Raw genomic sequence first — 24,577 nt, 5'->3', positions numbered from 1 at the left:
TCGAGGCAAGTTGAGGCCTTATTTTGGGGCAAAACAAGACTTAGCCCACAGTTTTATACCCAACCAAAATTGGTTTGAGAAATGTGCATGCCAAGAATCATGGAGAATCAAGAAAATCAAATCTTTTAAATCTTGGTATAAGCTGCTTTTAGCTCCTTGATGGAAATTATGCTGCCAACTTCGCTTCAAGCAAGCTAGCGCGGCTTCCCTAGTTTCAAAAGTTTTGCTAATGAAATAGTTGGTGCGGTCTTCTTCTAAATGTTGTTCTAGGCTGACGTGGGTAAAAAACTCTTCGCTCATTACAAAAGCCTTATAACGCATCCCTACACTAGGGTATACCACAAATACCTGTTCGGCCATCCAAGTCTGCACAGAAGGCGCAATAGTAAACAATAACTTCTGACTATTGACCAACACCCCTTGGGGTTGGTGTTTCTTGAGCAAATCGACATACACCAACATCTCTTCTTTGAACTCATGCTCGCGCATGAGTTTTGATTTCTCATACCAAACTTCCTCTAAGAGCTGTGTCTCAGGGTAGAAATGCACTTCTTTGTACTGACTTTCGTAAACTTTCATATACTGACAAGGGGATTATATTATGCTCAATCAAAATTAGTTGGGAAATGCATGCACTGAAAATCGTATGAACATCAAGAAAATCAAATTCAGCAAATATTGACATAAAAGCATCAATATTCCAAGTGCTTCCTAATCACCCTCTGCCTCTAGGGGTAGCCTTGGTTTGCGCCGAAAGCCAAGCATATGCCTCTGTGCGGTCTTGAAAGATTTGGCTGATAAAATAGGTCGCACCTACTGCATCTAGGTGTTGTTCAATCCTGACTTGTGGAAAGATTGCTTCGCTCACCAGCACTGCTTTATGATGCATTGCTATCGTCGGACAAATTACAAAAACATTTTCAGCAATCCAAGTCTGTACCTTAGGCACTATCGTAAACAAAACTTAACCGTATTGAGCAAGATACCCTTGGGCTTATATTGCAACAACAACCCAATAGTCTGTTGCATTTCCAACTTAAAGGTTTCGTTTGTGAGAGTGCTTGTACTTTCCAGCCAATGCTCTTCGAGTATTTGGTTATCAGCATCAAAGTACACTTCCTTATACTGGTTTTGATATATTTTCTCTATTTTATACTAATGTTTATTTTGACTAAAAAAACTGCTTTTTATCACTCCATAGACTTTCAGAATAACGATTCCCCTTGAGTATATTGGGTTCTGATGAGTTGTCAAATACTAGGTAGTTTGTTAGTCAGTCTGTTTTGGGCGCAAAAAAACCCCACAAATCTGTTGTTTCCAAACAGCCGGTGAGGTTTAGTAGATAAGCATAAGACAGCAAAAGCAACTATCTCAACAAGCTTATCATCACAAGCCCGGGTAAGCGGGTTATGATGGTGTTTTTGTAGAGGCTTATACCGTCTTTAGCTCAAAGCTATAAGACTCCATAATCATGTTGGCCAACAATTTTTGGCAGGCCTCTTCCACCTGTTGGTGGGCTTGTGCTTCGTTATCGGCTTTTAGGGTAAGCTCTATACGTTTGCCGATGCGTACATCCGATACTTGGCCGATGCCTAGATTTTGCAGACCCAGCTTGACGGCCTTGCCTTGTGGGTCGAGGATTTCTTTGTGAGGCATCACGTGAATATGTGCAATAAATTCCATACGTGCAAAGGAGGTGGGCTAAATCAACTAAGGGTAAGAAGCACAAAAGTAAGGAAATAATTCCAAAACCTGCAGCCTTATTGCGCTTCAAGTACAGATTTAACCTTGTCAAAGCGGTAGTAGGCTTATGGTCAAATCAGGTCTCGTTTGTCTTTTATCATATCGTAGAGCAGCTCTTTGGCGCGGTGCAATTGGGCTTTGACCGTTCCGAGCGGTATTTCTACCTCTTGCGCAATTTCCTCATAAGAATATTCTTGGAAATAGCGCAGGCGCACCAAGCGTTGGTACTTGGCCGGCAGGCGGCTCACAATCATCTGCATTACTTCTATTTTTTGCCCTTTGATGGCTTTTTCGTGGGGGTCGAGGTTGCTATCGCGTATCTCCAGCCCTACTTCTGAGCCGTTATCGTCCTTAAAGGTAGCACTGATACTAAAGGTTTCGAGTTTTTTCTTGCGAATAAAATCGATACAATTATTGGTAGCTATTCTGAACAACCAAGTACTGAATGAGTATTCTTTTTTAAATTTGTGCAACCCTTTAAATGCCTTAGCGAATGCCTCGATAGTCAAATCTTCGGCATCATCTACATTCTTGACCATCTTGAGGATGGTATAGTATACCGGTTTTCGATAACGCTCCATCAGCTCTGCATAGGCTTGCTGGTCATTCTCTTTGGCAAGATCTACCAATAGAAAATCACGCAGGGCTTTGTCCGAAAACTGTTTGGTGTTTTCAGCCTCCTCATCAAGCTCCTCCTCATCGTCGGCCTCGGGTTGTGCTTTGGCGGCCTTGGAGTTTTGCGCAGCGGCAGCATCAGCTTTATTTTTTGGGGAGGGTTGGGGGTTTTCGGTATTTTTATCTTCTTCTAGTTCCATTGTGTGCGTTTGGATATCATCGCGACTATTCCTGCAGTCCACAGGTAAAAGAGGTACAATAGTGCTAATATGGGCAGGTAAGCGCTAGAGGTTTGTGATTGTAAAGAGCGCCACGGCTTATGACTAGCTTTTACAAATATAACTAATCGTAGGCAATAAATCATCAGTAAGCCAAACAGATATATTTTTTGTCCATCATACCAAAAGTATGGGAAGGCTGTAAGGTTGACGAATAAGACCAATAATTGTGATAGGTGCAATGCGCCTAGCCGTAAACTATGAGCGGGTTTATAATATTTACTAACAGACAAATGTCTGGTTTTTTGGCGTAGCCAAGCTTGCCAAGTATGGGGCGGGAGGGAGTAGGTAAAGGCCGTTGGAGCAATGACAGTAGCTGTATTGTGTGTGTTGGCCAAATGCCCCACCAGTAGATCATCATCTCCTCCCACTAGGGCTTGATGTTGGGGCAAAAAGCCGCCTTGTTGTACAAAAACACGCTTACGATAAGCCAAGTTGCGCCCTACCCCCATATAGGGGTATCCACGCTGCGCTAAGCAGATATACTGCAATGCGGTATAAAATGTTTCATACTGAATCAGGCGATTGAGCCATCCAGTGTTTTCTTCATAAGGCGAGATTCCCAATACAAAATCTATGTGGGGCAGGGCAAAGGGGGCGCTCATCTCCCGAATCCAGTCAGGGCTAGCCGGGCAGCAGTCGGCATCTGTCAGCAAGAGCAACTCATATCGGGCAGCGGCAATTCCTTGGCTGAGCGCATGTTTCTTTGGGTTAAGCCCGGCGGGCACATCGTCGATATGGAGGACTTGACAATGTGGATAACTCTGTTGATAAGCTGTGCATAAGCCCGCTGTACCATCGGTAGAGCGGTCATTGACCAATACCAATTCCCAAGCAGGATGGTGTTGTGTAGCCAATGCGGCCAAAAGGCGGGGGAGCTTTTCGGCTTCGTTATGAGCACATACAATCACAGAAACGCCCTTTTGGCTGGCTTTTGCCTTGGGGGGCAAAGGGGTGCTGCGCCAAGCTCGGAATACAAAAGCCCAAAACCAAAGCTGTACCCCATAGGCGGCTAGGCCACAAAGCAAGAGGGCAGTTATCCACATTTGGTTGATAAGCCTTGTTAGAAGTCCAGTAGTGTTTGGAGGCGGGCTTCCAGCCTGCCCACAGGCAGGTATGCTTGTTCCAAAGGGATAGCAAAAGGCACTGGCGTATCGAGGCTACCCAAGCGCATCACTGGCGCGTCGAGCCACTGGAAGCAGTATTCACCAATCCAGGAGGCTATTTCGGCAGCGATACCTCCTGTGAGGCTGTCTTCGTGCAACACCAACACCTTGCCTGTTTGGCGTACCGAAGCGGCCACCGCCTCTTGGTCCCAAGGTAGTAATGTACGCAAGTCTATGACAGCTACCTTGCCGCTCAGCCCCATCGCCTCAATGGCCTTGGTAGCCCAGTGTACACCCATACCATAGGTGATGATGGTTGCCTCCTCGCCTTCGCATATCGTTTGTGCTTGGCCTATCGGAAGGGTATAGTAGGCCTCGGGAACCGCAGCGGTGATTGCACGGTAGAGGGCCTTGTGCTCAAAAAACATCACTGGGTTAGGGTCTTCTATCGAGCTGAGCAGTAGTCCTTTGGCATCATAAGGAGTAGCTGGGTAAACCACCTTCAGCCCGGGCGTATGGAAAAACCAACTCTCGTTTGACTGTGAGTGGAAGGGACCTGCGCCTACTCCTGCGCCTGTTGGCATTCGGATGACCACATCGGCAGCTTGACCCCATCGGTAATGGATTTTAGCCAAGTTATTCACAATCTGATTAAACCCGCAGCTGACAAAGTCCGCAAACTGCATCTCTATCACTGACTTATGCCCTTTTACAGCCAAACCCAAGCCGGCTCCTACAATGGCCGACTCACAAAGTGGGGTATTGCGCACGCGGCCTTTGCCAAACTGCTGTACAAAGCCTTCGGTTACTTTAAAAGCGCCCCCATATTCGGCAATATCTTGTCCCATCAGGAGTAGCTTGGGGTGTTGCTCCAGGGCTTGGCGCAGGCCTTGTGATATGGCATCAATAAAGCGTATTTCGGCCTGTGGGCTGTTTGGGGCGGGCGTTTGGGCTACAAAATGATGTGGTGCATAGACATCGGCCAACTCTTCGACAATATCGGCAGTGGGTATGGGTTCGGCAAATGATTGCTCTAGGGCGGCTTCTATCTCTTGCTTTACTTCCTGGCGATAAGCTTGGATAAAGTCTTGGTCGAGGATTTTTTGGTCAAGGAGGTATTTTTCATAATTACTAATGGGGTCTTTGAGCGCCCACTCGTCAAAGAGCGCTTGTGGCACATACTTTGTGCCGGAGGCCTCTTCGTGCCCACGCATTCGGAAGGTCATCGCCTCTATTAAAATAGGGCGGGGCGATTGGCGGATGCTGTCGGCTACTTGTGCAATGGTATGGTATACTTCAAGGATATTGTTGCCGTCGATACGGTGGCTTTCGATGCCATAGCCAATGCCTTTGTCGGCAAGGCGTTCACAACGAAACTGCTCACTGATAGGCGTAGACAGGCCATATCCGTTGTTTTCAATCACAAAAATAACGGGCAAATCCCAGACAGCAGCTACATTGAGCGCTTCGTGAAACTCCCCTTGGCTGGTGGCACCCTCTCCACTGAAGGCTAGGGAGATTCCCTGCGATTGTTCGAGGGTTTCGGCCAGAGCAATGCCGTTGGCCACAGAGAGTTGAGGCCCTAGGTGCGAAATCATTCCGACAATATGGTGTTCGTGTGTGCCAAAATGAAAGGAACGATCGCGCCCCTTGGTAAAGCCTCCTTTTTTGCCCTGAAACTGCTTGAAGAGCGCATCTAGTGGCACATTGCGCGAGGTAAACACGCCCAAGTTGCGGTGTAGGGGCAATATATAATCTGTAGGGCGCAAGGCTAGGGTAGCGCCTACGGCAATGGCCTCTTGACCGATGCCTGCAAACCACTTACTGGCGCGCCCTTGGCGCAAGAGCACCAACATTTTTTCCTCTATCATACGAGGTCTGACGAGGGCTTGGTATAATGCCAACAGTTGGGCATCAGTATAGTGATGGCGGTCAAATGACATGAGCGGAGCCTGAGGTGTAGTAGATGTTGTTGTTTTCAAGGTATTCCGTATTGATGAGCATTCGGTTTTGGGTCTAAGCCCTTATGTCTGTGGTATGGGTCGATGTTATGCTCTGTGTAAGCCTACCAAGGTTTACGCCCCCGGCAGGCTTTAGGAGCAATGGATTTTTCGGGTTCATTTTAAACCCACAGGGGCGCTGATGCAGTCAAAGTCGGTATATGGCTGCAAGACTTTTGGGATATGGATATTGCCCTCTGCATCTTGGTTGTTTTCGAGTAGTGCGGCCACAATGCGTGGTAGCGCCAAGGCACTGCCATTGAGCGTATGGGCAAGAAAAGGCTTCTTATCTGCGCCACGGAGACGCAGCTTGAGACGATTGGCTTGGTAGGTCTCAAAATTACTCACAGAGCTGACCTCCAGCCATCGTTCTTGCGCTGCAGAGTATACCTCCATATCATAGGTAAGCGCAGAGGTAAAGCCCATATCGCCACTACACAACCGCAGCACCCGGTAGGGGAGTTCTAGTTTCTGGAGCAGCCCTTGGACATAAGCCGACATCTCCTCAAGGGCTTGGTAAGAGTGGTCGGGGTGTTGTATTTGTACAATTTCGACCTTATCAAACTGGTGTAGTCGATTGAGTCCGCGTACGTGAGCGCCCCAAGAGCCGGCCTCTCTTCGGAAGCAGGGGGTATAACCCACACATTTGATGGGCAGTTGCTTCTCTTCCAAAATCACATCGCGGAAAATATTGGTAATCGGCACTTCTGCCGTAGGGATAAGGTACAAGTCGTCGGCAGTAGCGTGATACATTTGCCCCTCTTTGTCGGGGAGTTGCCCTGTGCCAAAGCCCGAATCAGCATTGACAAGGAGCGGCGGCTGTACCTCCGCATAGCCGGCGGCGCTGGCTTCATCCAAGAAAAAGTTAATCAGCGCACGCTGTAAGCGGGCTCCTTTGCCTTTATAGACAGGGAAACCTGCTCCGGCGATTTTATTGCCTAATTCAAAATCAATGATATCGAGGGTTTTGATAAGCTCCCAATGTGGCTGCGCGCCGGGGGCAAGCGTAGGGATGTATCCGTGTTGGAGCACCACCTCGTTGTCGTCGGCGCTACGTCCTACGGGCACACTGCTATGGGGGAGGTTGGGCAAGCGCACAAGCTGCTCTTGCAGTGTAGCTTCGAGCGTTTGTAACTGTATGCCTAGGGTTTTGGTTTGCTCCTTGAGGTCAGCAGTTTGGGCTTTGGCAGCCTCGGCCTCGGCTTTATTGCCTTCTTTCATCAGCTGGCCTATTTGCTTGGCCAACTGGTTGGCTTGGGCCAACAACTGGTCGAGCGTGGCTTGAGTTTCGCGCCGCTGTTGGTCTGTTGTCAGTATTTCGGACACCCAAGAGGAGGCCTCAGCCAACCCTCTCTTTTCTAAGCCTTGGATTACTGCCTGGGTTTGTTCGCGGATGTGCTGAAGTTGTAACATAAAATCGGCGCGTTGTTTTGATTAATAAAATTAAATGTATATGTTTGCACTAGAATTGACTCACAAATCTAAAGAATTACCGGCAAAGTATCAGACCTCAGTGCTTAAAAAACCTTTTCGACAACTTTTAAGGCGCTTTGTTCGTTACAGTATGAAAGTAGCACGATTGCTGTGTAAATTCCTGACCTGTTCACTACACCAGACTCACCATCGTTACTTTTGAGAAAAACAAACGCTTTGATGTTGCTCAAAAGCACACAGCGCGGGAAAGTCTACCCAAATATCTCACTATACTTTTGGCTCAATCTCCCCGATTAAAGGATACTGTTCAGACATATCCAGAGCACCATCTCCTACCTTTCCTCACAAACATTGTCATAGAATATGTTTTGTAGTAATTGAATATGCTATCAAACATCATTTTGTTCAAGAACCTGCTTTTGTGTATAGCGCTCTTTTGTTTTTGTGAATGGCTGTGGCTTTTCCCAATAACTTGGTGATTCTCGGTATGTTGGTCAATACCTACTACCAACACCTCCTTACCTTCCCCCCCACCAAACTATACACCTTTTACATTGCCTATTTTCCCAATACCAAGCCCCAAGCGGCTTTGTATGAAGTGATATAGCCCCTTAATTTTTATCAACCCAAAACCCTGTGAAAAATCCCAGATTTTGAATCACACATTAAATTGTAAGCATTATACGTATGTACAACATTGAGGAACTTAACCTGAAACTCCTTTCTGAGTTGAAAGACATCGCCGAGCAATTGGAGGTGAAGAATTATAAAAAACTAACCAAGAAAGAGCTGATTTACAAGATTTTAGACCAACAAGCCATCCTTCCAGAATCACACATCAAGCCGCTCAAAGCTAAGGAAGAGGCTGCAGCCACCACCAGTACTGCCGCTACGACTACTGCCGCCGTATTAGAGTCTCCAACTCCCCCACAGAAGCCTGCCGAAAGCCAAACAGAAGCCCAAGGCTTTGTACCACGCTACCGTATGAAGCGTGAGAATGTTCAGCCACAAAGCCAACAGCCCACGCCACAACAGCAGCCCCAACAACAAGGTATTTTTTCATCTGGCTCCGAAAAACCCAAAGAAAAAGAAACGCCTAAATTCAACCCACAACAAGGTCAACAATCGTTTCAACCTCGCGCCGATTACCGACAAGAGCAGGCTCAAAACCAACAACAAGGACCAAAAGATACGACTCCCCTTCCTACGAAGGAAACCCAAACACACAACCCTCAGTATCAGCAGCGTCAGCAGCCACAACACAACAACGGCCACCAACACCAACAAGGACATCAACAACACCCTGCCCAAAACTCACAACAACAGCACGCCCACCAACAACGTGAGGCGCAACGTGAAGCACAACGCGACGCGCAAAAAGCCAAACGTAAGCTCATCGAAAGCATCCGCGATTTTGAAGGTATTGTAGAGAGCTATGGGGTATTGGAAATTATGCAAGACGGTTACGGTTTCTTGCGCTCTCCAGACTATAACTACCTCGCCAGCCCCGATGATGTGTACGTGTCGCCTTCGCAAATCAAGCTCTTCAGCCTCAAAACCGGCGACTCTGTCCGTGGTCAAATTCGCCCACCAAAAGAAGGAGAGAAATATTTCGCCCTGCTCCAAGTATCAAGTATCAACGGCAAAACAACAGAGGAAATCCGCGACCGTGTGGCTTTCGAACACCTCACACCCCTATTCCCCCAAGAGCGCCTCAACCTCAGCACTACCGCCACCGAATACTCTACCCGTATCTTGGATCTCTTCTCGCCCATAGGCAAAGGCCAACGCGGAATGATTGTGGCACAGCCCAAAACCGGTAAAACCGAATTGCTCAAGAAAATAGCCAACGCCATTGCCAAAAACCACCCAGAGGTATATCTCATCGTATTGCTGATTGATGAGCGCCCTGAAGAAGTTACGGATATGGCACGCAGCGTAAAGGCAGAGGTAGTGGCTTCTACCTTTGACGAACAAGCAGAGCGCCACGTCAAAGTATCGAGCCTCGTACTAGAAAAAGCCAAACGCATGGTAGAGTGTGGCCACGATGTAGTCATCTTGTTGGACTCTATCACCCGCCTAGCCCGCGCCTACAATACGGTCGTGCCTTCGTCGGGTAAAATTCTTTCTGGTGGTGTTGATGCCAATGCACTACACAAACCCAAACGCTTCTTTGGCGCAGCCCGTAACGTAGAAAACGGAGGCTCACTGACCATCATCGCCACAGCTCTGATTGAAACAGGCTCCAAAATGGACGAAGTAATCTTTGAAGAATTCAAAGGTACAGGCAACATGGAGCTACAACTCGACCGCCGCTTGGCCAACCGCCGCCTATACCCCGCTATCGATATTCCTGCTTCGGGTACTCGAAAAGAGGACTTGCTGATGACCAAAGAAGAGATGTCTCGTATCTGGATTCTGCGCAAGTATATGGCCGATATGAATTCGGTAGAAGCCATGGAGTTCTTACTTGACAAAATGCGCGGCACTATGGACAATGACGAGTTTTTAGTGTCTATGAACGGCTAGGTTTATTGCTAGCCTCGTATTGTCAGTATCATAAAAAATCAGCCATCTCAAGTCTTTTGAGATGGCTTCTTTGGTTTTTTGGGGTTCCGGCGCAACTATACACTTTGCCTGCTGACGACCATATGCGTGCTTGCCTTAGCCAACAACTTCCCCTCGGCGTTGTACATCGTACCGTCAAAATACAAAAGTGTACTTCCTTTCTTGACCAACTCGGTACGCACACGAACGACCTCGCCCGGCAAGGCCTTGCCTAGGTAATCAATCTTGAGGGTGATGGTAGGATAAAACTGCGATAGGTTGAGCAAGAAGTGGTGCATCCCCATCACTTCATCAAACATTCCGGCAGTTACACCGCCATGGAGCATTCCGGCAGGGTTGGTCATCTCTGGCCGCACTATAAAATCTAATACCAAACACGCCTCAGAAGCTTCTACGATTGTTCCGTTGAGCCAACGCCCAAAAGGAGAAGGAGATTGACTGGTAGACTGGCCGAGCATGCTTTGTGCCCAAGCTAAACGGGGGTTTTCTTGTGTGTTCATTGGGATAATGATAGAATGATGACAATGTATATGTTAATCCATCTCGGCCAAAAACAATTCCCCCACTCACAGGAAAACATACATCATCCTTTTCCAAAGAGGGTACACGTATAAAGACATACTGCTTTGATTTCTACCCATATGTACGCAACTAAGCTGCTAAAAAAAGCCTCGCAGGGGCGACACAGCCAACACCTATTCAAACAAATAAACCATCCTTTTCGAAAGAATTTGGGAGCTAAGGCCTTGATAACGTATATTTTTGAAAACTTTTTCACATTTTTTCGCACTACGCAAATAGACTGCGCAGGACTACTTTTACTTTGTAGCACACTAAGCCCAAAAGCCTAGGCTAGGGTCAAGTACAGCTTACTTCTAAATTTTAGGATAAATCAGTTGTACCATTACCCAGCCTTTTTTTGTTTTGATGGCAGTGTGCGTTCTTTCAGGTATGTATGATGGGAGCAGTAGCTCAGTGGTAGAGCACAGCGTTAACCTTGCCATTACTGCCACTGCACGGTCAAAGAAAAGCTACTTCTCAATCGGTTCGGCTCCCTCATAGGGGGCTAGCGGTTCGAATCCGCAGGCTTTTTTGATTATCATTAGCGGTCAAGTAAGATTTACTTCTGGCCTTTTAAGTCGGAGGTTCGAGTCCTCCCTGCTCCCCTTTCCGAAACAGTAGTGTAGTGGTAGCACACCGGTCTTTATAGTTGAGCCATTATTTGCTCTTGGGCAGGTCAAGCACAACTTACTCCTAAAATTCCAAACCGGGAGCGCAGGTTCGATTCCTGCCTGTTTCACTTTCTTTTTGTTGGTTTCACCCCCAAACCCCTCAAGCCATGCGCACATTACTACAAGTAAGTCTACGCTACAAGGCTGTTTTGATTCCTGAAGCAGCCCTCCAAGCCGCCGCCCCAACCCAACAGCCCCAAGTGGCCGTATTGATTGCCCAAATGAACCAGCTGGGCTATGGTGTATCTGAAGCTCTCTGGAAAGCACTCTGCCATACGGAGGAGGGTTTTAGGGCTGAGCTTATCGCACAACTAAAGCAGCTGGCAGGGGTACACAAAAACTGGACTCCCTTGGTAAAAAACTGGCAAGTGCCTACCGGCGAGGGCTACGCAGACCACCTGATGACCTTTTTTGCCCAACTCTTCGGTACTAAAGACTGCACGCGTTTGGCCTGCGGGCACTTGATTCCGGCCAATACTTTCCCATTGGAGCGCTACAACGGCTGCCCTTACTGTGGTACGCCCTTCGAGCTAGACAAGACTGTTTACCTAGGCCAAGGCAGTAAACTGCATCTCTTGGAACTGTGGACGGAAGCCGATGCCCAAAAAGCACTGCGCCATTTACTCGAAGCCAAAACAGCGCTCGATGCGACACAAATAGACAGCTTGCAGCAACTCTTGGCGGCATTTGCCTTGCCCCAAGATGTTGTGGTTGGGATGAAGGAAACTTTGATGGAAGTGATAAACTATTGTCTGGCTCAAGGGCGTGGCGCAGAGGTACAAGCCTTGTTTCAATCGCCCAACGACATCTTGCGCTACCTTTGGTTTCGGCATACGGGACTGTTGCAAATCGTGGCTCCCAAGACCATCATCAAGCGTAAGGCTAAAAACAAGCGCCATATACACCCCCGCCTTGACCAAGGCATTGTAGCGCAAATAGAGACTGCACAGCAGCTCCGACTAAAGTATGACCCCAAGACCTGCCGGCAGGTGGCCGAGTGGTTGAACGGGCTGCCGATGTCGCCCCGTCAGATGGCCGAAACAATGCACCCCAAGCGTCAGATGTGGGTACGCTTTATCCGTGCATTGCGCCTAGCCGAAATGAGCCAACGCCAAGGGATGAGCCACCTACGCGAGCTGATGGATGTCTTCTATCGTCAAGACTACCCCGTGTGGCAAGGGCGCGTAGAGCAGGCTCGCCTGCGCTACAATCAGGAAGAAACCTTGGCCTTACTCCAGCAACGCCCGGGGTTGTTTGCTCGTTCGCTCTTCGCACAGATGCTTTGGTTTGGGGCAAACCCCGTACTCCAAGCTTTTGAAGCAGTGGCCGATCAGGTGCCGATGCGCCTGCTGCTGACCCTACAGATGTATGCCGGATATTACTTTGACCCCACACAACAACGTAGTGTAAAGCCTCTGGGAGGAGTCAACAAGACCATTCCCCCAAACCAAATGCTGAAGCTATACAAAGCCGTGGAGCTGAAGCGAATGACGAGAGGCATTGATGACCTATGTGTCGCCATGCTGTACCGGCGTTTTGCCCAAGCACCACAGCTAGGTAAGACGATGTACATCCACCCGATGCTCTATAAAATACCGCTGGCCATCGGTGACCGCAGCGAAACCGTACAAGACCGCCCGGTAGCGCTGATGGGTACACGCTTTCCGATAGAAGGAACGCAGGTACGGCTGTTTATGCAGTGGGGAGAGGGCTTGCCCGCACAACACCTCGATATGGACTTGAGCTGCCACCTTATTGGCCTCGATAAAAAAGAACTGTGTTATTTTGGCAACCTTACTGCCACAGGTTGCCAGCACAGCGGCGACATTCGGAGCATTCCGGCCAAAGTAGGTACGGCAGAGTACATCAATATCAATGTGAACAAGGTGGCTAAGGCCGGATATACCCATGCTGTCTTTACCTGTAATGCTTACAGCAATGGAGAAATTACGCCCAACCTTGTGCTGGGCTGGATGGACAGCCGCCACCGGATGAAAATCTCTGAAAAAAGCGGTGTGGCCTACGACCCCTCTTGTCTGCAGCATCAGGTGCGCATCAGCCAAAGTCTGAGCAAGAGCTTGGTGTTTGGGGTGTTGGAGATAGCCACACGCGAAATCATCTGGCTCGAACTGCCCTTCTCGGGGCAACTGGCCGCCGGGCTGAACTTCGAGCAAGTACAGGCTCTACTGGCCAGGCTGAACAGCAAGTTCAACGTAGGCCGCCTACTGGAAGTCAAAGCCAAAGCCCAAGGGATGCTGATTACTGAAGAAGCCTCCCAAGCCGAGGAGCAATATGGCCAAAACTGGGTCTATGACCCCGCCGCCGTAACCGCCCTCTTCGCCGACTGAAAAAGCAAAACCCCCTGCCGCCAAAACGGTAGGGGGTTTTTGGGTTTAAGAGAACTCAAACGCTCTCTAACAACTCAACCTTAGTTGAAGATGTAACGAACACCAAACTGCATCTGCCATACTTGGCTGAGGTTGATGTTAGGACGGCTTGTTGTTGTAGGAAGCTCGTTCTGGAATCGATTTAAACGATAAGTAGGTCTGTTTTGAGCATCACGTCCAGCATATGCTAACAATGTTGCTGCATTTGTCAAACGACCTACACCCCACTCAGAGTTCAACATATTGCCTACGTTTAGGATGTCAAGGCTAAACTGAATAGTATTACGTTTGCCACCTGCATTGACGAAGAGGTCTTGTACAATACGGAAGTCAAAACGATGTAGCCAAGGCAACAAAGCACCATTGCGTTCGGCATACTGTCCACGGCGGCTGCTCAGATAAGGGTCTTGATTAATATATGCAAAAAATGCATCACTTTGTTGTTGTGCCGTAAATAGTACTACTTGGTTAGCTCCTGTTCCCTGCGTAATATTACGGAAGATGATTTCACTAGGGTTGTTTGGTACATAAATTAGGCGGTTACCATTATCTCCTGCCATATTGTTACCAATCAAGTAGCTAAAGCGTCCTTGCTCACCACCATCATAGAATAATGATATAGTAGTTTTACCAAATTTGAGGTATTCCTTGCTATAAGATACCAAACCAACAACACGGTTAGGTTGGTCAACACCAGTCCAACTAAGTTCAGGGTTGTTACGGTCAAACTGTACATTGTTTGTCCAAAGTGAGCCAGCTGTTGAACCACCAGCACCACTGATGCCTTGATCTTTAGATACACTACGGGTATAAGCCAAACTAGCGTAGAAGCCTTTATCAAAAGTTTTTTGCAATTGAATGGTACCTGCCGCATAGTAGCCCTCATTTGTATTTGTCAAAAAGATGGCTTGTGTGAAAGGTGCATTGATTCGGCTTTGGGTTGCAAAAGGACGATTATCTGCTCCCTCAAATCGACCATCAAATGCTGGCTGATTAACATTCAATGGCAAAGTATTGTTAATATCTTTGGTATAAATACCTTCCAAAGTAGCTACGATTCCCCAAGGTAATTGATAATCAACCGCTAAGTTAGAACGCCATACCTGTGGGAAACGAAAATCCTCAGCAGTGATTGCTAGGTCTCCACTTGGAGCGCTTGGTGTTGGGTTAGCTGGGCGATATGCTCCTACGTTAGGATTGAATGGACGAGGATTAGCTGCAAAACCAGCAGGTGTAGTAATCGCTTGAAACCCACGAAGTACACCATTGTTGTTAACTTGGTTAGAAATCCACACAAATGGGATACGACCCGTGAAGATGCCTGTTCCACCACGTACTTTAAGTGTATTGTCACCCAATACATCCCAGTTAAAGCCTATACGAGGAGACCACAAAGGATAAATAGAAGGTAGTTTAGATACATCAGCAATGATAGGTGCGCCATTACGAGGGTCACGGAATGTGAAATTATCTCTAATAGCTGGATTTTCATCAAGTTGACGAGGATAGAACTGTCCATCAACACGCAAGCCGGCAGTAATACGCAAGTTGCGGTTTACTTGGAACTCATCTTGGATATACAAACCTACTTGTCCGAAAGCAGTTTCATCAACTGCAGGGCGGTTAGGGTCTGAACCAAAAGCAAAGCCTTGAATGAAGCCTATTGGCTGAACATTTGGGTTCTGACGAATAACAGCTTCAACAAAGTCGTTGTAAGAGCCATAGCGATATACAGAATTGAAGAAGCGGTTAAAAGCATTTTCAAACGTCATGTACTCTACATTAAAGCCAGCAGTTACTGTATGTTTATTGAGGAATACAGTCGTATTATTGGTAATATTCAACGTGTTATTCCCTAAGATGTTAGCAACTGAAAACAACTCATTACCAAGTGCAGTGTAATACTGAGTTCCTTCTACTACCTCAATGAACGGGAAGTCTTGACCTCCTGGGATACCGCGCTCTTGACGGTAAATAGTATACCCAATATTGAGGCTGTTAGATACACGGTTGCTTAATACCGAGTTCAACTCAGCTACAATTGAAGTAGTAGCTTGATCTAGGGTGTAGTTCGAGTTACGGAAATGCATAGACTGGATAGAATTTCTATTACCAAGTCCACCAGGGAGCACATTAGAAGTACTACTTCCATTGATAAATACATCATTCGAGCTGCTATAGCGATTAAAACGTACTGCCAATTTATGCTTATCACTGATGTTCCAGTCAATACGAGCATTGAGGCGCAGTTGGTTATTACCAAAATCATACCCTTCATAAGGACCTGTATCATATCCATAGAGGCGTTGTAGTTCGCTGCGTATAAAGTCTAGGTCTTCTGCACGAACACGAGTTACGTTGGGTGCGTTAGGGTCGAGGCCGGGGCGCAAAGCGCGGTTTTGTTGGCCGGGACGAGTCTCTCTGTCACTTTCGGCACTCAAGAAGAAGAAGAGCTTATTTTTGATGATTGGTCCACCTATACGACCACCAATGATATTCTGTCCAAAGTCTTGAGCAACAAGCTCATTATCACCAATTTTCTTTCCTTGAAAAGTCTGGTTACGAGTATAATAATATACAGAGCCTTTAAACTCATTGGTACCACTGCGCGTAATCGCATTTACGTTAGCGCCTGTAAAGCCACCATTACGTACATCATAAGGAGCTAGATTTACCTGAATCTCTTCAATAGCGTCCAAGCTTACAGGGTTACCACCGGCAAACTGATCACTGCCAAGGCCGAAGTTATTGTTGTAAATGTTACCGTCAATAGTATAGTTATTAAAGCGGTTATCACGACCAGCAAAGCTAGTACCATTGCTCTGAGGAGTCAAACGAGTGAAGTCGTTGATACTACGGCTGATGGTAGGCATAGAGTTAATAGTGCGCTCATCCAAGTTAGTTGAAGCACCAGTACGGTCAGGGTTAAATAAGTCATTGCGGCTGCCTACAATTTCAACGGCTGAGAGCTGGGTGTTTTCATCAGCTAGTTTGATGTCAACATTTGCCGCATTACCCAATGAAAGGGTAATTCCTTGTGCGCTTTGGCTGGTATAGCCTACATAGCTGGCTGTTACGCTGTAAGGGCCACCCACACGAGCGTTAGGAATCAAGAAGCGTCCATCGGCTTGGGTAACTGTACCATAGCGTGTTCCCGAAGGCTCGTGAATGGCTATCACGGTAGCACCAGGAAGGGCTTCACCGTTATTATCGGTGATATAACCAGTGATTGTCGAAGTAGTAACCCCCTGAGCGGCAGCTTGGAAGCTGAAGCCGAAGGCCACTACGGCGATGAGTAATAGATGGTAAAATACTCTTTTCATGGGTATTCTGTTTGTAATTGGTTTGCAAGCGCAAATTTACGCCCTGCTTGACAGACAGATACCCTTGTTGGGTTAAGGAATTATTAATATTTTATACTGCTGTGCCCCGAGAGTGGGGTTTGGTTGGCGGGTGGTTTCCGGTTTTGGTGTGGGTCTTCCCCTTAGGAGGTCTCAAAATCAGCTTTATATGGGGGGCAGCGCTATTTTGGTGGGTGTTTATTTCCGTAGTGCCTGTTCCAACAATGTTGTCAGGTGTTCAAAGCTTTGGGGCGAAGGAGCGTAGCTTTTGAACATCAGGCCGCGCTTATCGATGATATAATAGGAGGGGAGCGCCGCTACATCATAGCTTTCGGCTACTTGGGAGAGCAGGCCTGTTTCGGCGCGGAGGTGGATTCCTTCTAGGCCTCGTTTGCGGATGGCCTTGCGCCAGAGCTCTTCTTCTTCGTCTAGGGAGATGTAGACAAAGGCTAAATTGGGGTTGTCGGCAAAATGGTATTGCAGCCTTCGGAAGGCGCTTACCTCTCGGTCGCAATCGCGGCTCCAGCTTGCGCCTATTTGGAGGTAGATGACCTTTCCGCGCAAAGATTTGAGCGAAATCCGCTTGCCGCTTTCATCGGGCAAGATAAAGTAAGGGGCGGCATTGCCAGCAGACAGGCGCTTTTGGATATTGTAGCGTTCCATAACCTTATCGGCCAATTTAGTGCCTTTATATTCCTTGATAAAGGGGCGCATCAGCCCTTCTACCGATTCGTTGATGCCATAGGCATCTAGGAGGTACATCAGCAGGTCGTGTCGGGCGGCTAGGAGCGCCTCCCCTTGGAAAATACTGGCCAGTTGGTAGTATTGGTCTTTGGGGGGTATATTGGCATTGGTAGGCAAATAGTAGACCTGAAGGTAGCTATTGATGAGGATATAGTCGTTGGTATGGCGCAGGTCTACCTGATTGAGGAAGTCATAATATTGGTGCGAAACCGCCCTAGGGCTTGCGCCTTGGGTTTGGTTGGGCGTATCGGCATTGAAAACCCAGTGTGCGCTGTGGTAGTGTAGCAGGTGGAGGGCATAGTGTTCTTGGATACGCTGCCGCATGTAGATGATAAACTCTGAGCGCAGGCCGTGTTCGGCTTGGTATTTTTCGAGATGTTGTAGTTGGGCATATTGTACTTCATTCATATAATGAAGAAAATCTGCCTCATTGTATTGTTGATAGCGTTTGAGCTGGGCTTCGGGAATACTCCAGACATCCTCGTGAATGTAGTCCTTAAAGGTATGAAAGTAGGCACGCAGGTACTCGTTTTCGTTACGGGTACTGCCTGTAATCTTGACTTGGTGGGCTTGGATATTGAGATTTACGCTCCCCTTGGAGGGCAAGTAAATCAAGCGGGTGAAGCTTTGGCGGGTACCATATTGTACATATACCTCCAAAGGTGTTTGGTTTTTGATTTTGAAGCTAAACTCCTGAAAAGCACCAACTTGTGTTTCAAGTGTTTGAAAATCAAGTGTTAATGGATTTCGACAATAAATCAACCTCACTGTGTTGCCTAAGCCCAGCTCTATCTTGCCACGAACGACCACATCGGCACGGATATTCCAGATAGGCATCAGGCTTAGCAAGCACACAAAATACCAAAAATGACGTTTGCTCATAAATTCCTTCTGATGATAACAACCAAATGGCTCCGCTGTAGGGCTTTGGTGTAAATTTAGAGGCTTGAGGATATACTACAAAATATTTGCCCGTTTTTTCAGGTATGTAGGCTTACAAATGATTCACCTCTGGCCACAAAGGTAGTAAAACATAAACTCTGACAACAACTATCACCGACAAACTCACTACAAATCCGCCAAAAAACAAAATATACCCTTTTTGGCCTATGCGGGGGCTGTTCTTCTTTTTGAACAATTGATTGTGCTTGCCAATTGCTAAATATGGGTGTTTTGGTCGAGTCTGCAAAAAAAATTTTGTAGAGAACCAAAACAAGCTCAAAGGTGTTTTAATCTACTAATGTTATCTAATTGTTAATTTTTTGTTAAATTAGAGAGCTAATAGTCCAACATCATCACCACAAAAGGAGTATACATCTATGTCAACTACCCACACCACCCTTTTGATTAACAAACGCTTACGGCCATTAGTGCTGTTGGTTTTGTGTTTATTTTGGATGCCGCTGGCTGTTCGTGCTGATGAAGACAGCATCCGATTACAGGCTTTTGCCAATATCTGGCATCCCACAACTTGGGCTAGCAACAAACAAACGACTTTGTTGGAGACCAAGCTCAAGCGTCAACTAAGCCAGTGGCAAGGTCAGATAACCAAACTTGGGGCTGATACCCGTTTGATGGAACACATTTTCTATAAAGTACAGCGCCAATACCTGCGCCAATACAACCCCTCGGCGATGCCTGCTGACCTACTTACACACAGGCAATACAACTGTGTTACGGCTGTAGGAATGTATGCCTATATATATGAGCAACTAGGGATTACTTATCAGGTATATGAGGCTCCGATGCATGTATATCTCAAAATACAGCTTGACAATGGGCAATGGGCCTTGCTCGAAACTACCAGCCCGCAGGGGTTTGTAACCAATCAAGAGACCATTGCAGATTTGGAGATGCTCATGCGTACCAATGCCGGCCAAATAGATGCCTCGCTAGGCTTTAGTTATAAGATTGACCTCCAAAAACTCGCCGCACTACAACTCTACAACCAAGCCATTGTAGAAAGTCAAGCCCAAAACTATTGGCAGGCAATCCACTACATCAATCAGGCGCGCGAACTTTATGACAGTGTTCGGATGCAAATACTGAACTTTGAAATTCGTGAAAGCTTGAGCCAGCTCTCGCTCAACTAGTGTTGGGATGTTTGTTGCCTCTCACAGTATGACACAAACCATCCTAAAATTTTTCGGGATGGTTTTTTGTTGCACTACCTTTTGTACTAAGGCTTCCTTGGAGGCTTCTTTTGTGATTTAGGGGAAAGGTAGTAGCTGATGCAAGATTAGGCTTGATTGCACTTGAGAGATATTTTTTAGGAGGATAAGTATTTTGCCCTAGGCTGCCGTATTTTGCGATTTTATTCTATTTTTGTGGCCGTTACTTCTATTTCCAATATCAAACACCCCTCAAACGCACGTAAACCAACTTTAATATGGCACAGAATGTCCTTTACCTGATTCCCACCTTGGGAATTTTGGCACTATTATTTACTTTTATCAAATCGGCTTGGGTGAATAAACAAGACCCCGGAACGCCAAAAATGGCCAAAATCGCCGAACACATCGCCAACGGAGCGATGGCCTTCCTCAAAGCCGAATACCGTATTTTGTCGATTTTTGTGGTTGTAGTAGCAATCATTTTGGCTGTTACGGCACAACAAAACTCATCGCCTCTGGTAGCCTTGTCTTTTGTGATTGGGGCAGTATGTTCGGCACTAGCCGGTTTTATCGGAATGCGTGTAGCCACCAAGGCCAATGTACGGACCACCAACGCCGCCCGCGAGGGTTTGAGCAAAGCCCTTAAAATTGCTTTTACGGGCGGTTCTGTAATGGGCTTGGGCGTGGTAGGTTTAGGGCTGCTTGGCTTAGGCGCTCTGCTGCTGGTCTACAGCCAAAGGTTTGGCATTGACAATGCAGACAACCTTGGCCGCGTACTCAATATCATCACCGGGTTCTCTTTTGGCGCTTCTTCTATTGCGCTCTTTGCCCGTGTGGGTGGAGGTATTTATACCAAGGCTGCCGACGTAGGAGCTGACCTAGTGGGCAAGGTAGAGGCCGGTATCCCCGAAGACCACCCGCTCAACCCTGCCACCATCGCCGATAACGTAGGTGATAACGTAGGCGACGTAGCCGGGATGGGTGCCGACCTTTTTGAATCGTATGTAGGCTCTATCATCGGCACGATGGTATTGGGCGTAACCTTTATGGGCGCAGCCGGATTTGTAGACAACTTTGACGGGCTTTCAGCTGTATTATTGCCTCTGTTGCTAGCCGGGTTGGGCATCATCACTTCTATCTTGGGTACTTTCTTTGTAAATGTAAAAGAAGATGGTAACCCTCAGCGCGCACTCAACATCGGGGAGTTTGGCTCGTCGGCAGTACTCATTGTCGCCTCTTATTTCCTGATTACGAATGTGTTGCCTGCCGAATGGACTATGGGCGGCAAAACCTTCAGCGCCGTCAATGTATTCTTTGCTACTGTCATAGGTGCAGTTTCGGGCCTTTTGATTGGCTTGATTACCGAGTACTACACCGGCACAGGTACTAAGCCTGTGAAGAAAATCGTAGACCAGTCCTCTACCGGTGCGGCCACCAATATCATCGCCGGCCTTGGCGTAGGGATGCGCTCTACGGCTTATCCTATTTTGATTATTGCGGCTGCCATCGTAGGCGCATATCATTTTGCCGGGCTATACGGTATTGCGATTGCCGCTGTAGGGATGCTGGCCAACACCGGTATCCAGCTAGCTGTAGATGCTTATGGCCCTATTTCGGACAATGCCGGCGGTATTGCCGAAATGAGCGAGCTCCCCAAGGAAGTCCGCAAACGTACTGACAAGCTCGATGCTGTAGGCAATACCACTGCTGCCATCGGCAAAGGATTTGCGATTGGCTCAGCAGCTTTGACAGCCTTGGCGCTTTTTGCCGCCTTTATGACCACTGCCGGTATCGATACCATCAACGTAGCCAACCCCCTAGTGATGGCAGGCTTGTTTATAGGTGCGATGCTGCCTTTCTTGTTCTCGGCCATGGCAATGGATGCCGTAGGCAAAGCAGCGATGTCGATGATTGAAGAAGTACGCCGCCAGTTTAAAGAAATTCCGGCGCTCAAAGCCGCGCTTGAAGTAATGCGTAAGAATGATGGCAAAGAGATGGAAGAGTGGTCAGCCGAAGATCGTGCTGTCTTCGAAAAGGCCGACGGCTCTGCCGAATATGGCAAATGCGTTGAAATCTCTACCAAGGCCTCTATCCGCGAAATGGTATTGCCAGGCCTAGTAGCCGTAACGGCTCCAGTAGTGGTGGGCTTGCTCGGTGGTGCCGAAATGCTTGGTGGATTATTGGCCGGTGTTACAGTATCAGGTGTATTGATGGCTATTTTCCAATCTAATGCCGGTGGTGCTTGGGACAACGCCAAGAAGATGTTTGAAGAAGGAGTAGATATCAAAGGACAGAAGTATTTCAAAGGCTCTGACCCTCATAAAGCTGCTGTGGTAGGCGATACCGTAGGCGACCCCTTCAAGGACACTTCTGGACCTTCGCTCAATATCTTGCTAAAGCTGATGTCAGTGGTAGCCTTGGTATTGGCTCCTTATTTGGTCAATACTGTTGCCAAAGAGGAGATTAAAGAAGAAACTGTTGCCCCCAAAGAACAGTCTGTTATTGAGCAACCTAAAGACCAGAGCAAACAACTTTCGCTCAAAGCAGAAGATTTGCAATAAGTCCTTCCTAATCAGGCATCCAATACAACAGCCGCCCCTTCTATTGAGAGGGCGGCTGGTTTGTACCCAACCCAAATTGGCTTGGGAAATGTGTGTGTTGAGAATCCAGAAAATCAAATCCTATAAATCCCCAAATCTTGTCAATCTTGGTACAAGTTAAGTGTTGCTCCCTACAGGAGCAAAGTTTAAGGACTTAGAGCGTACCGCGCAGCTCTTGCTCGCGCTCAATGGCTTCAAATAGGGCTTTGAAGTTGCCTTTGCCAAACGACTTGGCTCCTTTGCGCTGAATGATTTCATAGAATACCGTAGGGCGGTCTTCTACGGGCTTGGTAAAGATCTGGAGGAGGTAGCCTTCGTCGTCGCGGTCTACGAGAATATTGAGCTTCTTGAGTGGCTCAAGGTCTTCGTCAATATTGCCTACCCGCTCAAAGAGATCATCGTAATATGTTTCGGGTACATACAAAAACTCCACACCACGATTGCGCAGTTCGGTTACAGTATGGACAATATCGTCTGTAGCAATGGCAATATGCTGTACTCCAGCACCTTCATAAAACTCTAGATACTCTTCTATCTGCGATTTTTTACGCCCGTTGGCAGGCTCATTGATAGGGAATTTGACATAGCCATTGCCATTAGAAACCACCTTCGACATTAGGGCAGTATATTCGGTAGAGATGTCCTTATCGTCAAAAGTAACCAACAAATTAAAGCCCATCACCTCTTGGTAATACTTCACCCAGTCGTTCATCTGGCCAAGCTCCACATTGCCCACGCAGTGATCTACGTGTTTAAAGCCTATCGGGGTAACATTGAGCCAAGATTTTGGGGCAAAACCAGGCATAAAAGCGCCACGATAGTTTTTGCGTTCTACAAACTTATGAATCGTTTCGCCATAGGTATAGATGCCGGCTACCACCACCTCGCCGTGCTCATCGCGCAAGGTATGTGGCTCAAGGGCGCTTTTGGCTCCACGCTTGATGGCCTCTTGGTAGGCTTGTGCAGCATCGGCCACCTCTAAGGCCAGCACCTTTACCCCGTCGCCGTGCTTGCTGACGTGCCGGGCAATATCGCTATCAGAGCGCAGCGCAGTAGTCAGTACCAAGCGCACTTTGCCCTGCTCCAATACATATGAGCAGCTGTCTTTTTTGCCTGTTTCCAAACCTTGATAAGCCACTACCTTGTAGCCGAAAGCGACTTGATAGTAATAGGCCGACTGCTTGGCATTGCCCACATAAAACTCAATGTGGTCTGTACCGATAAGCGGCATAAAGTCTTGTTGTTCCATAATTTGGCTCGGTTCTGATAAGAGAGTTGATGAAATTGCTTAAATTGCTAAATTATTGCGAAGATAGTGAATTTGAGGCAAAAAGTTGCAGTTTTACAAGTCTATGTAGCATCTTTGCCTCATCAGCCTCACAACTACTTACAAGTACTATGGACATTAAAGCACTAGATACTGCCCTGACGCAGCTCATCGAAAAGAGAATGGCACTGAGCCAAATGGATTATAGCGACGCAAAGTACGACGACCTAGAAGAAGCGTTACACGATTTGGAAGACGACTTTCTCGAAGCCTATGAAGCTCCTCTTGAGGCCATCTTACAAGAGGTACACGACCAATACTGCCCTGAGAGCGATGTGCTCTCTCCGCTGGCTTATGTAGGGCAAAAATATGTATTGGCCAAAAAAACAAAGGGAGGCAAAGCTGAATATTTGCCCGAAACCGCCCAACAAGGCTTGTTGGTAGAGGTGAGGGGCGGCCAAGCAGGCCGTTTGCTCTGGCTAGCCGGCCCGCCACGCCTGTTGCTCATCACCCAAGAGGGGAAAAAAACTGATATTGTTTGGCAAGGCTGATAGCCTCTCAACCCTGTTGTTATGAGCTACATTATGGTCGATATTGAGGCCGATGGCCCCATCCCCGGAGAGTATTCTATGATTGCTCTGGGAGCAGTTTTGGTTACACCTACGCTTGACAAAACGTTCTATGCCGAGCTGCGACCCATTTCGGCCCGCTCTGTCCCCCAAGCGCTGGCGGTTACAGGCTTTACAAGAGAGCAAACGCTAGCCTTCGAGGACCCCAAGGCCGTGATGAACCGCTTCGAGCAATGGGTCTTGGAAGTTAGCGAAGGCAGGCCGCATTTTATCTCTGACAACAACGGCTTCGACTGGATGTTTGTATGTTGGTATTTTCATAAATTCTTAGAACGAAACCCCTTCGGCCATAGCTCTAGCAACCTTGGCAGTATCTATAAAGGACTGATGGGCAGCGTTTTCAGTAATTTCAAACACCTCCGCAAACGCGCACACACACACAATGCCCTAGACGATGCCCTAGGCAACGCAGAGGTGCTCTTGGAGCTTCAAGACACACTCAACCTACGCATCAACTTGTCATAATCAATTGCCTGCCCCTATTGAATCCGCTCAAGCAAGGCAGGCTCTTTTGATTTG

The 24,577-nt window shown here is 47.5% G+C and carries 18 protein-coding genes and 1 tRNA gene; 8 read left to right on the top strand and 11 right to left on the bottom strand.

What is annotated here, in order from left to right:
• Positions 1-18: 18 nt before the first annotated feature.
• The 7 genes from G499_RS0117280 to serS all read right to left on the bottom strand — a co-directional run bounded on the left by G499_RS0117280 (position 19) and on the right by serS (position 7,155).
• Positions 19-579, bottom strand: a complete 561-nt coding sequence (locus G499_RS0117280; RefSeq protein ID WP_154658527.1) for a hypothetical protein — start codon at positions 577-579, stop codon at positions 19-21.
• A 136-nt stretch (positions 580-715) separates the two neighbouring features.
• A complete protein-coding gene (locus G499_RS21955; RefSeq protein ID WP_154658526.1) occupies positions 716-889 on the bottom strand; it encodes a hypothetical protein in 174 nt (57 codons plus the stop codon).
• 542 nt (positions 890-1,431) lie between these two features.
• Entirely contained in the window at positions 1,432-1,683 is a 252-nt protein-coding gene (gene purS / locus G499_RS0117265; protein WP_027000973.1) for a phosphoribosylformylglycinamidine synthase subunit PurS, read from the bottom strand.
• A 131-nt stretch (positions 1,684-1,814) separates the two neighbouring features.
• Positions 1,815-2,558, bottom strand: coding sequence for an RNA polymerase sigma factor (locus G499_RS0117260; protein ID WP_081413874.1), 744 nt, complete (start codon positions 2,556-2,558; stop codon positions 1,815-1,817).
• Entirely contained in the window at positions 2,549-3,682 is a 1,134-nt protein-coding gene (locus G499_RS20595; RefSeq protein WP_051296365.1) for a glycosyltransferase, read from the bottom strand. Before G499_RS20595 ends, G499_RS0117260 begins: the two co-directional genes overlap by 10 nt.
• A 17-nt stretch (positions 3,683-3,699) precedes the next feature.
• The gene (locus G499_RS0117250) at positions 3,700-5,685 is read right to left on the bottom strand and encodes an alpha-ketoacid dehydrogenase subunit alpha/beta (RefSeq protein WP_027000971.1); all 1,986 of its coding nucleotides are present in this window, start codon (positions 5,683-5,685) and stop codon (positions 3,700-3,702) included.
• A gap of 174 nt (positions 5,686-5,859) precedes the next feature.
• Positions 5,860-7,155, bottom strand: a complete 1,296-nt coding sequence (serS, locus tag G499_RS0117245; protein WP_027000970.1) for a serine--tRNA ligase — start codon at positions 7,153-7,155, stop codon at positions 5,860-5,862.
• A gap of 475 nt (positions 7,156-7,630) precedes the next feature.
• On the opposite strand from serS, the gene G499_RS21950 reads away from it, so the two are divergent.
• Positions 7,631-7,783 (top strand): hypothetical protein, encoded by a 153-nt coding sequence (locus G499_RS21950; RefSeq protein WP_154658525.1) that lies wholly within the window; start codon positions 7,631-7,633, stop codon positions 7,781-7,783.
• Between the two features lie 80 nt (positions 7,784-7,863).
• Complete coding sequence (gene rho / locus G499_RS0117235) at positions 7,864-9,705, top strand: transcription termination factor Rho (RefSeq protein WP_027000969.1); 1,842 nt, start codon at positions 7,864-7,866, stop codon at positions 9,703-9,705.
• Between the two features lie 95 nt (positions 9,706-9,800).
• On the opposite strand, the gene G499_RS0117230 is transcribed toward rho, so the two are convergent.
• A complete protein-coding gene (locus G499_RS0117230; protein ID WP_035727968.1) occupies positions 9,801-10,244 on the bottom strand; it encodes a PaaI family thioesterase in 444 nt (147 codons plus the stop codon).
• Between the two features lie 672 nt (positions 10,245-10,916).
• On the opposite strand from G499_RS0117230, the gene G499_RS21945 reads away from it, so the two are divergent.
• Positions 10,917-11,044 (top strand) — tRNA-OTHER (locus G499_RS21945).
• A gap of 39 nt (positions 11,045-11,083) precedes the next feature.
• Positions 11,084-13,324: a TerD family protein gene (locus G499_RS0117220; protein ID WP_027000966.1), complete on the top strand. Its 2,241-nt coding sequence runs from the start codon at positions 11,084-11,086 to the stop codon at positions 13,322-13,324.
• Positions 13,325-13,404: 80 nt separating this feature from the next.
• Here G499_RS0117220 and G499_RS0117215 read toward each other — a convergent pair whose 3' ends face one another.
• Together G499_RS0117215 and G499_RS0117210 are read right to left on the bottom strand one after the other, a co-directional pair.
• The gene (locus tag G499_RS0117215) at positions 13,405-16,686 is read right to left on the bottom strand and encodes a TonB-dependent receptor (RefSeq protein ID WP_027000965.1); all 3,282 of its coding nucleotides are present in this window, start codon (positions 16,684-16,686) and stop codon (positions 13,405-13,407) included.
• A 216-nt stretch (positions 16,687-16,902) separates the two neighbouring features.
• On the bottom strand, positions 16,903-18,330 hold the full coding sequence (locus tag G499_RS0117210; RefSeq protein ID WP_081413873.1) for a TlpA family protein disulfide reductase: 1,428 nt from the start codon (positions 18,328-18,330) through the stop codon (positions 16,903-16,905).
• A gap of 437 nt (positions 18,331-18,767) precedes the next feature.
• Between G499_RS0117210 and G499_RS0117205 the strand changes: the two genes are divergently transcribed.
• Positions 18,768-19,541 (top strand): hypothetical protein, encoded by a 774-nt coding sequence (locus G499_RS0117205; RefSeq protein WP_027000963.1) that lies wholly within the window; start codon positions 18,768-18,770, stop codon positions 19,539-19,541.
• A gap of 296 nt (positions 19,542-19,837) precedes the next feature.
• Positions 19,838-22,123 (top strand): sodium-translocating pyrophosphatase, encoded by a 2,286-nt coding sequence (locus tag G499_RS20590; RefSeq protein ID WP_051296364.1) that lies wholly within the window; start codon positions 19,838-19,840, stop codon positions 22,121-22,123.
• Between the two features lie 193 nt (positions 22,124-22,316).
• Here G499_RS20590 and hppD read toward each other — a convergent pair whose 3' ends face one another.
• Positions 22,317-23,411 carry a 4-hydroxyphenylpyruvate dioxygenase gene (hppD, locus tag G499_RS0117195; protein WP_027000962.1) on the bottom strand — a complete coding sequence of 365 codons (1,095 nt, stop codon included), beginning with the start codon at positions 23,409-23,411 and terminating at the stop codon, positions 22,317-22,319.
• Positions 23,412-23,560: 149 nt separating this feature from the next.
• On the opposite strand from hppD, the gene G499_RS0117190 reads away from it, so the two are divergent.
• Positions 23,561-23,980, top strand: a complete 420-nt coding sequence (locus G499_RS0117190; RefSeq protein ID WP_027000961.1) for a hypothetical protein — start codon at positions 23,561-23,563, stop codon at positions 23,978-23,980.
• 21 nt (positions 23,981-24,001) lie between these two features.
• Positions 24,002-24,523: a 3'-5' exonuclease gene (locus G499_RS0117185; RefSeq protein ID WP_027000960.1), complete on the top strand. Its 522-nt coding sequence runs from the start codon at positions 24,002-24,004 to the stop codon at positions 24,521-24,523.
• Positions 24,524-24,577 lie beyond the last annotated feature (54 nt).

The sequence above is a fragment of the Eisenibacter elegans DSM 3317 genome, assembly GCF_000430505.1.
Taxonomy (GTDB): domain Bacteria; phylum Bacteroidota; class Bacteroidia; order Cytophagales; family Microscillaceae; genus Eisenibacter; species Eisenibacter elegans.
Note: the sequence above shows the minus strand (reverse complement) of the source record. Positions and strands in the feature narration are given on the sequence as shown.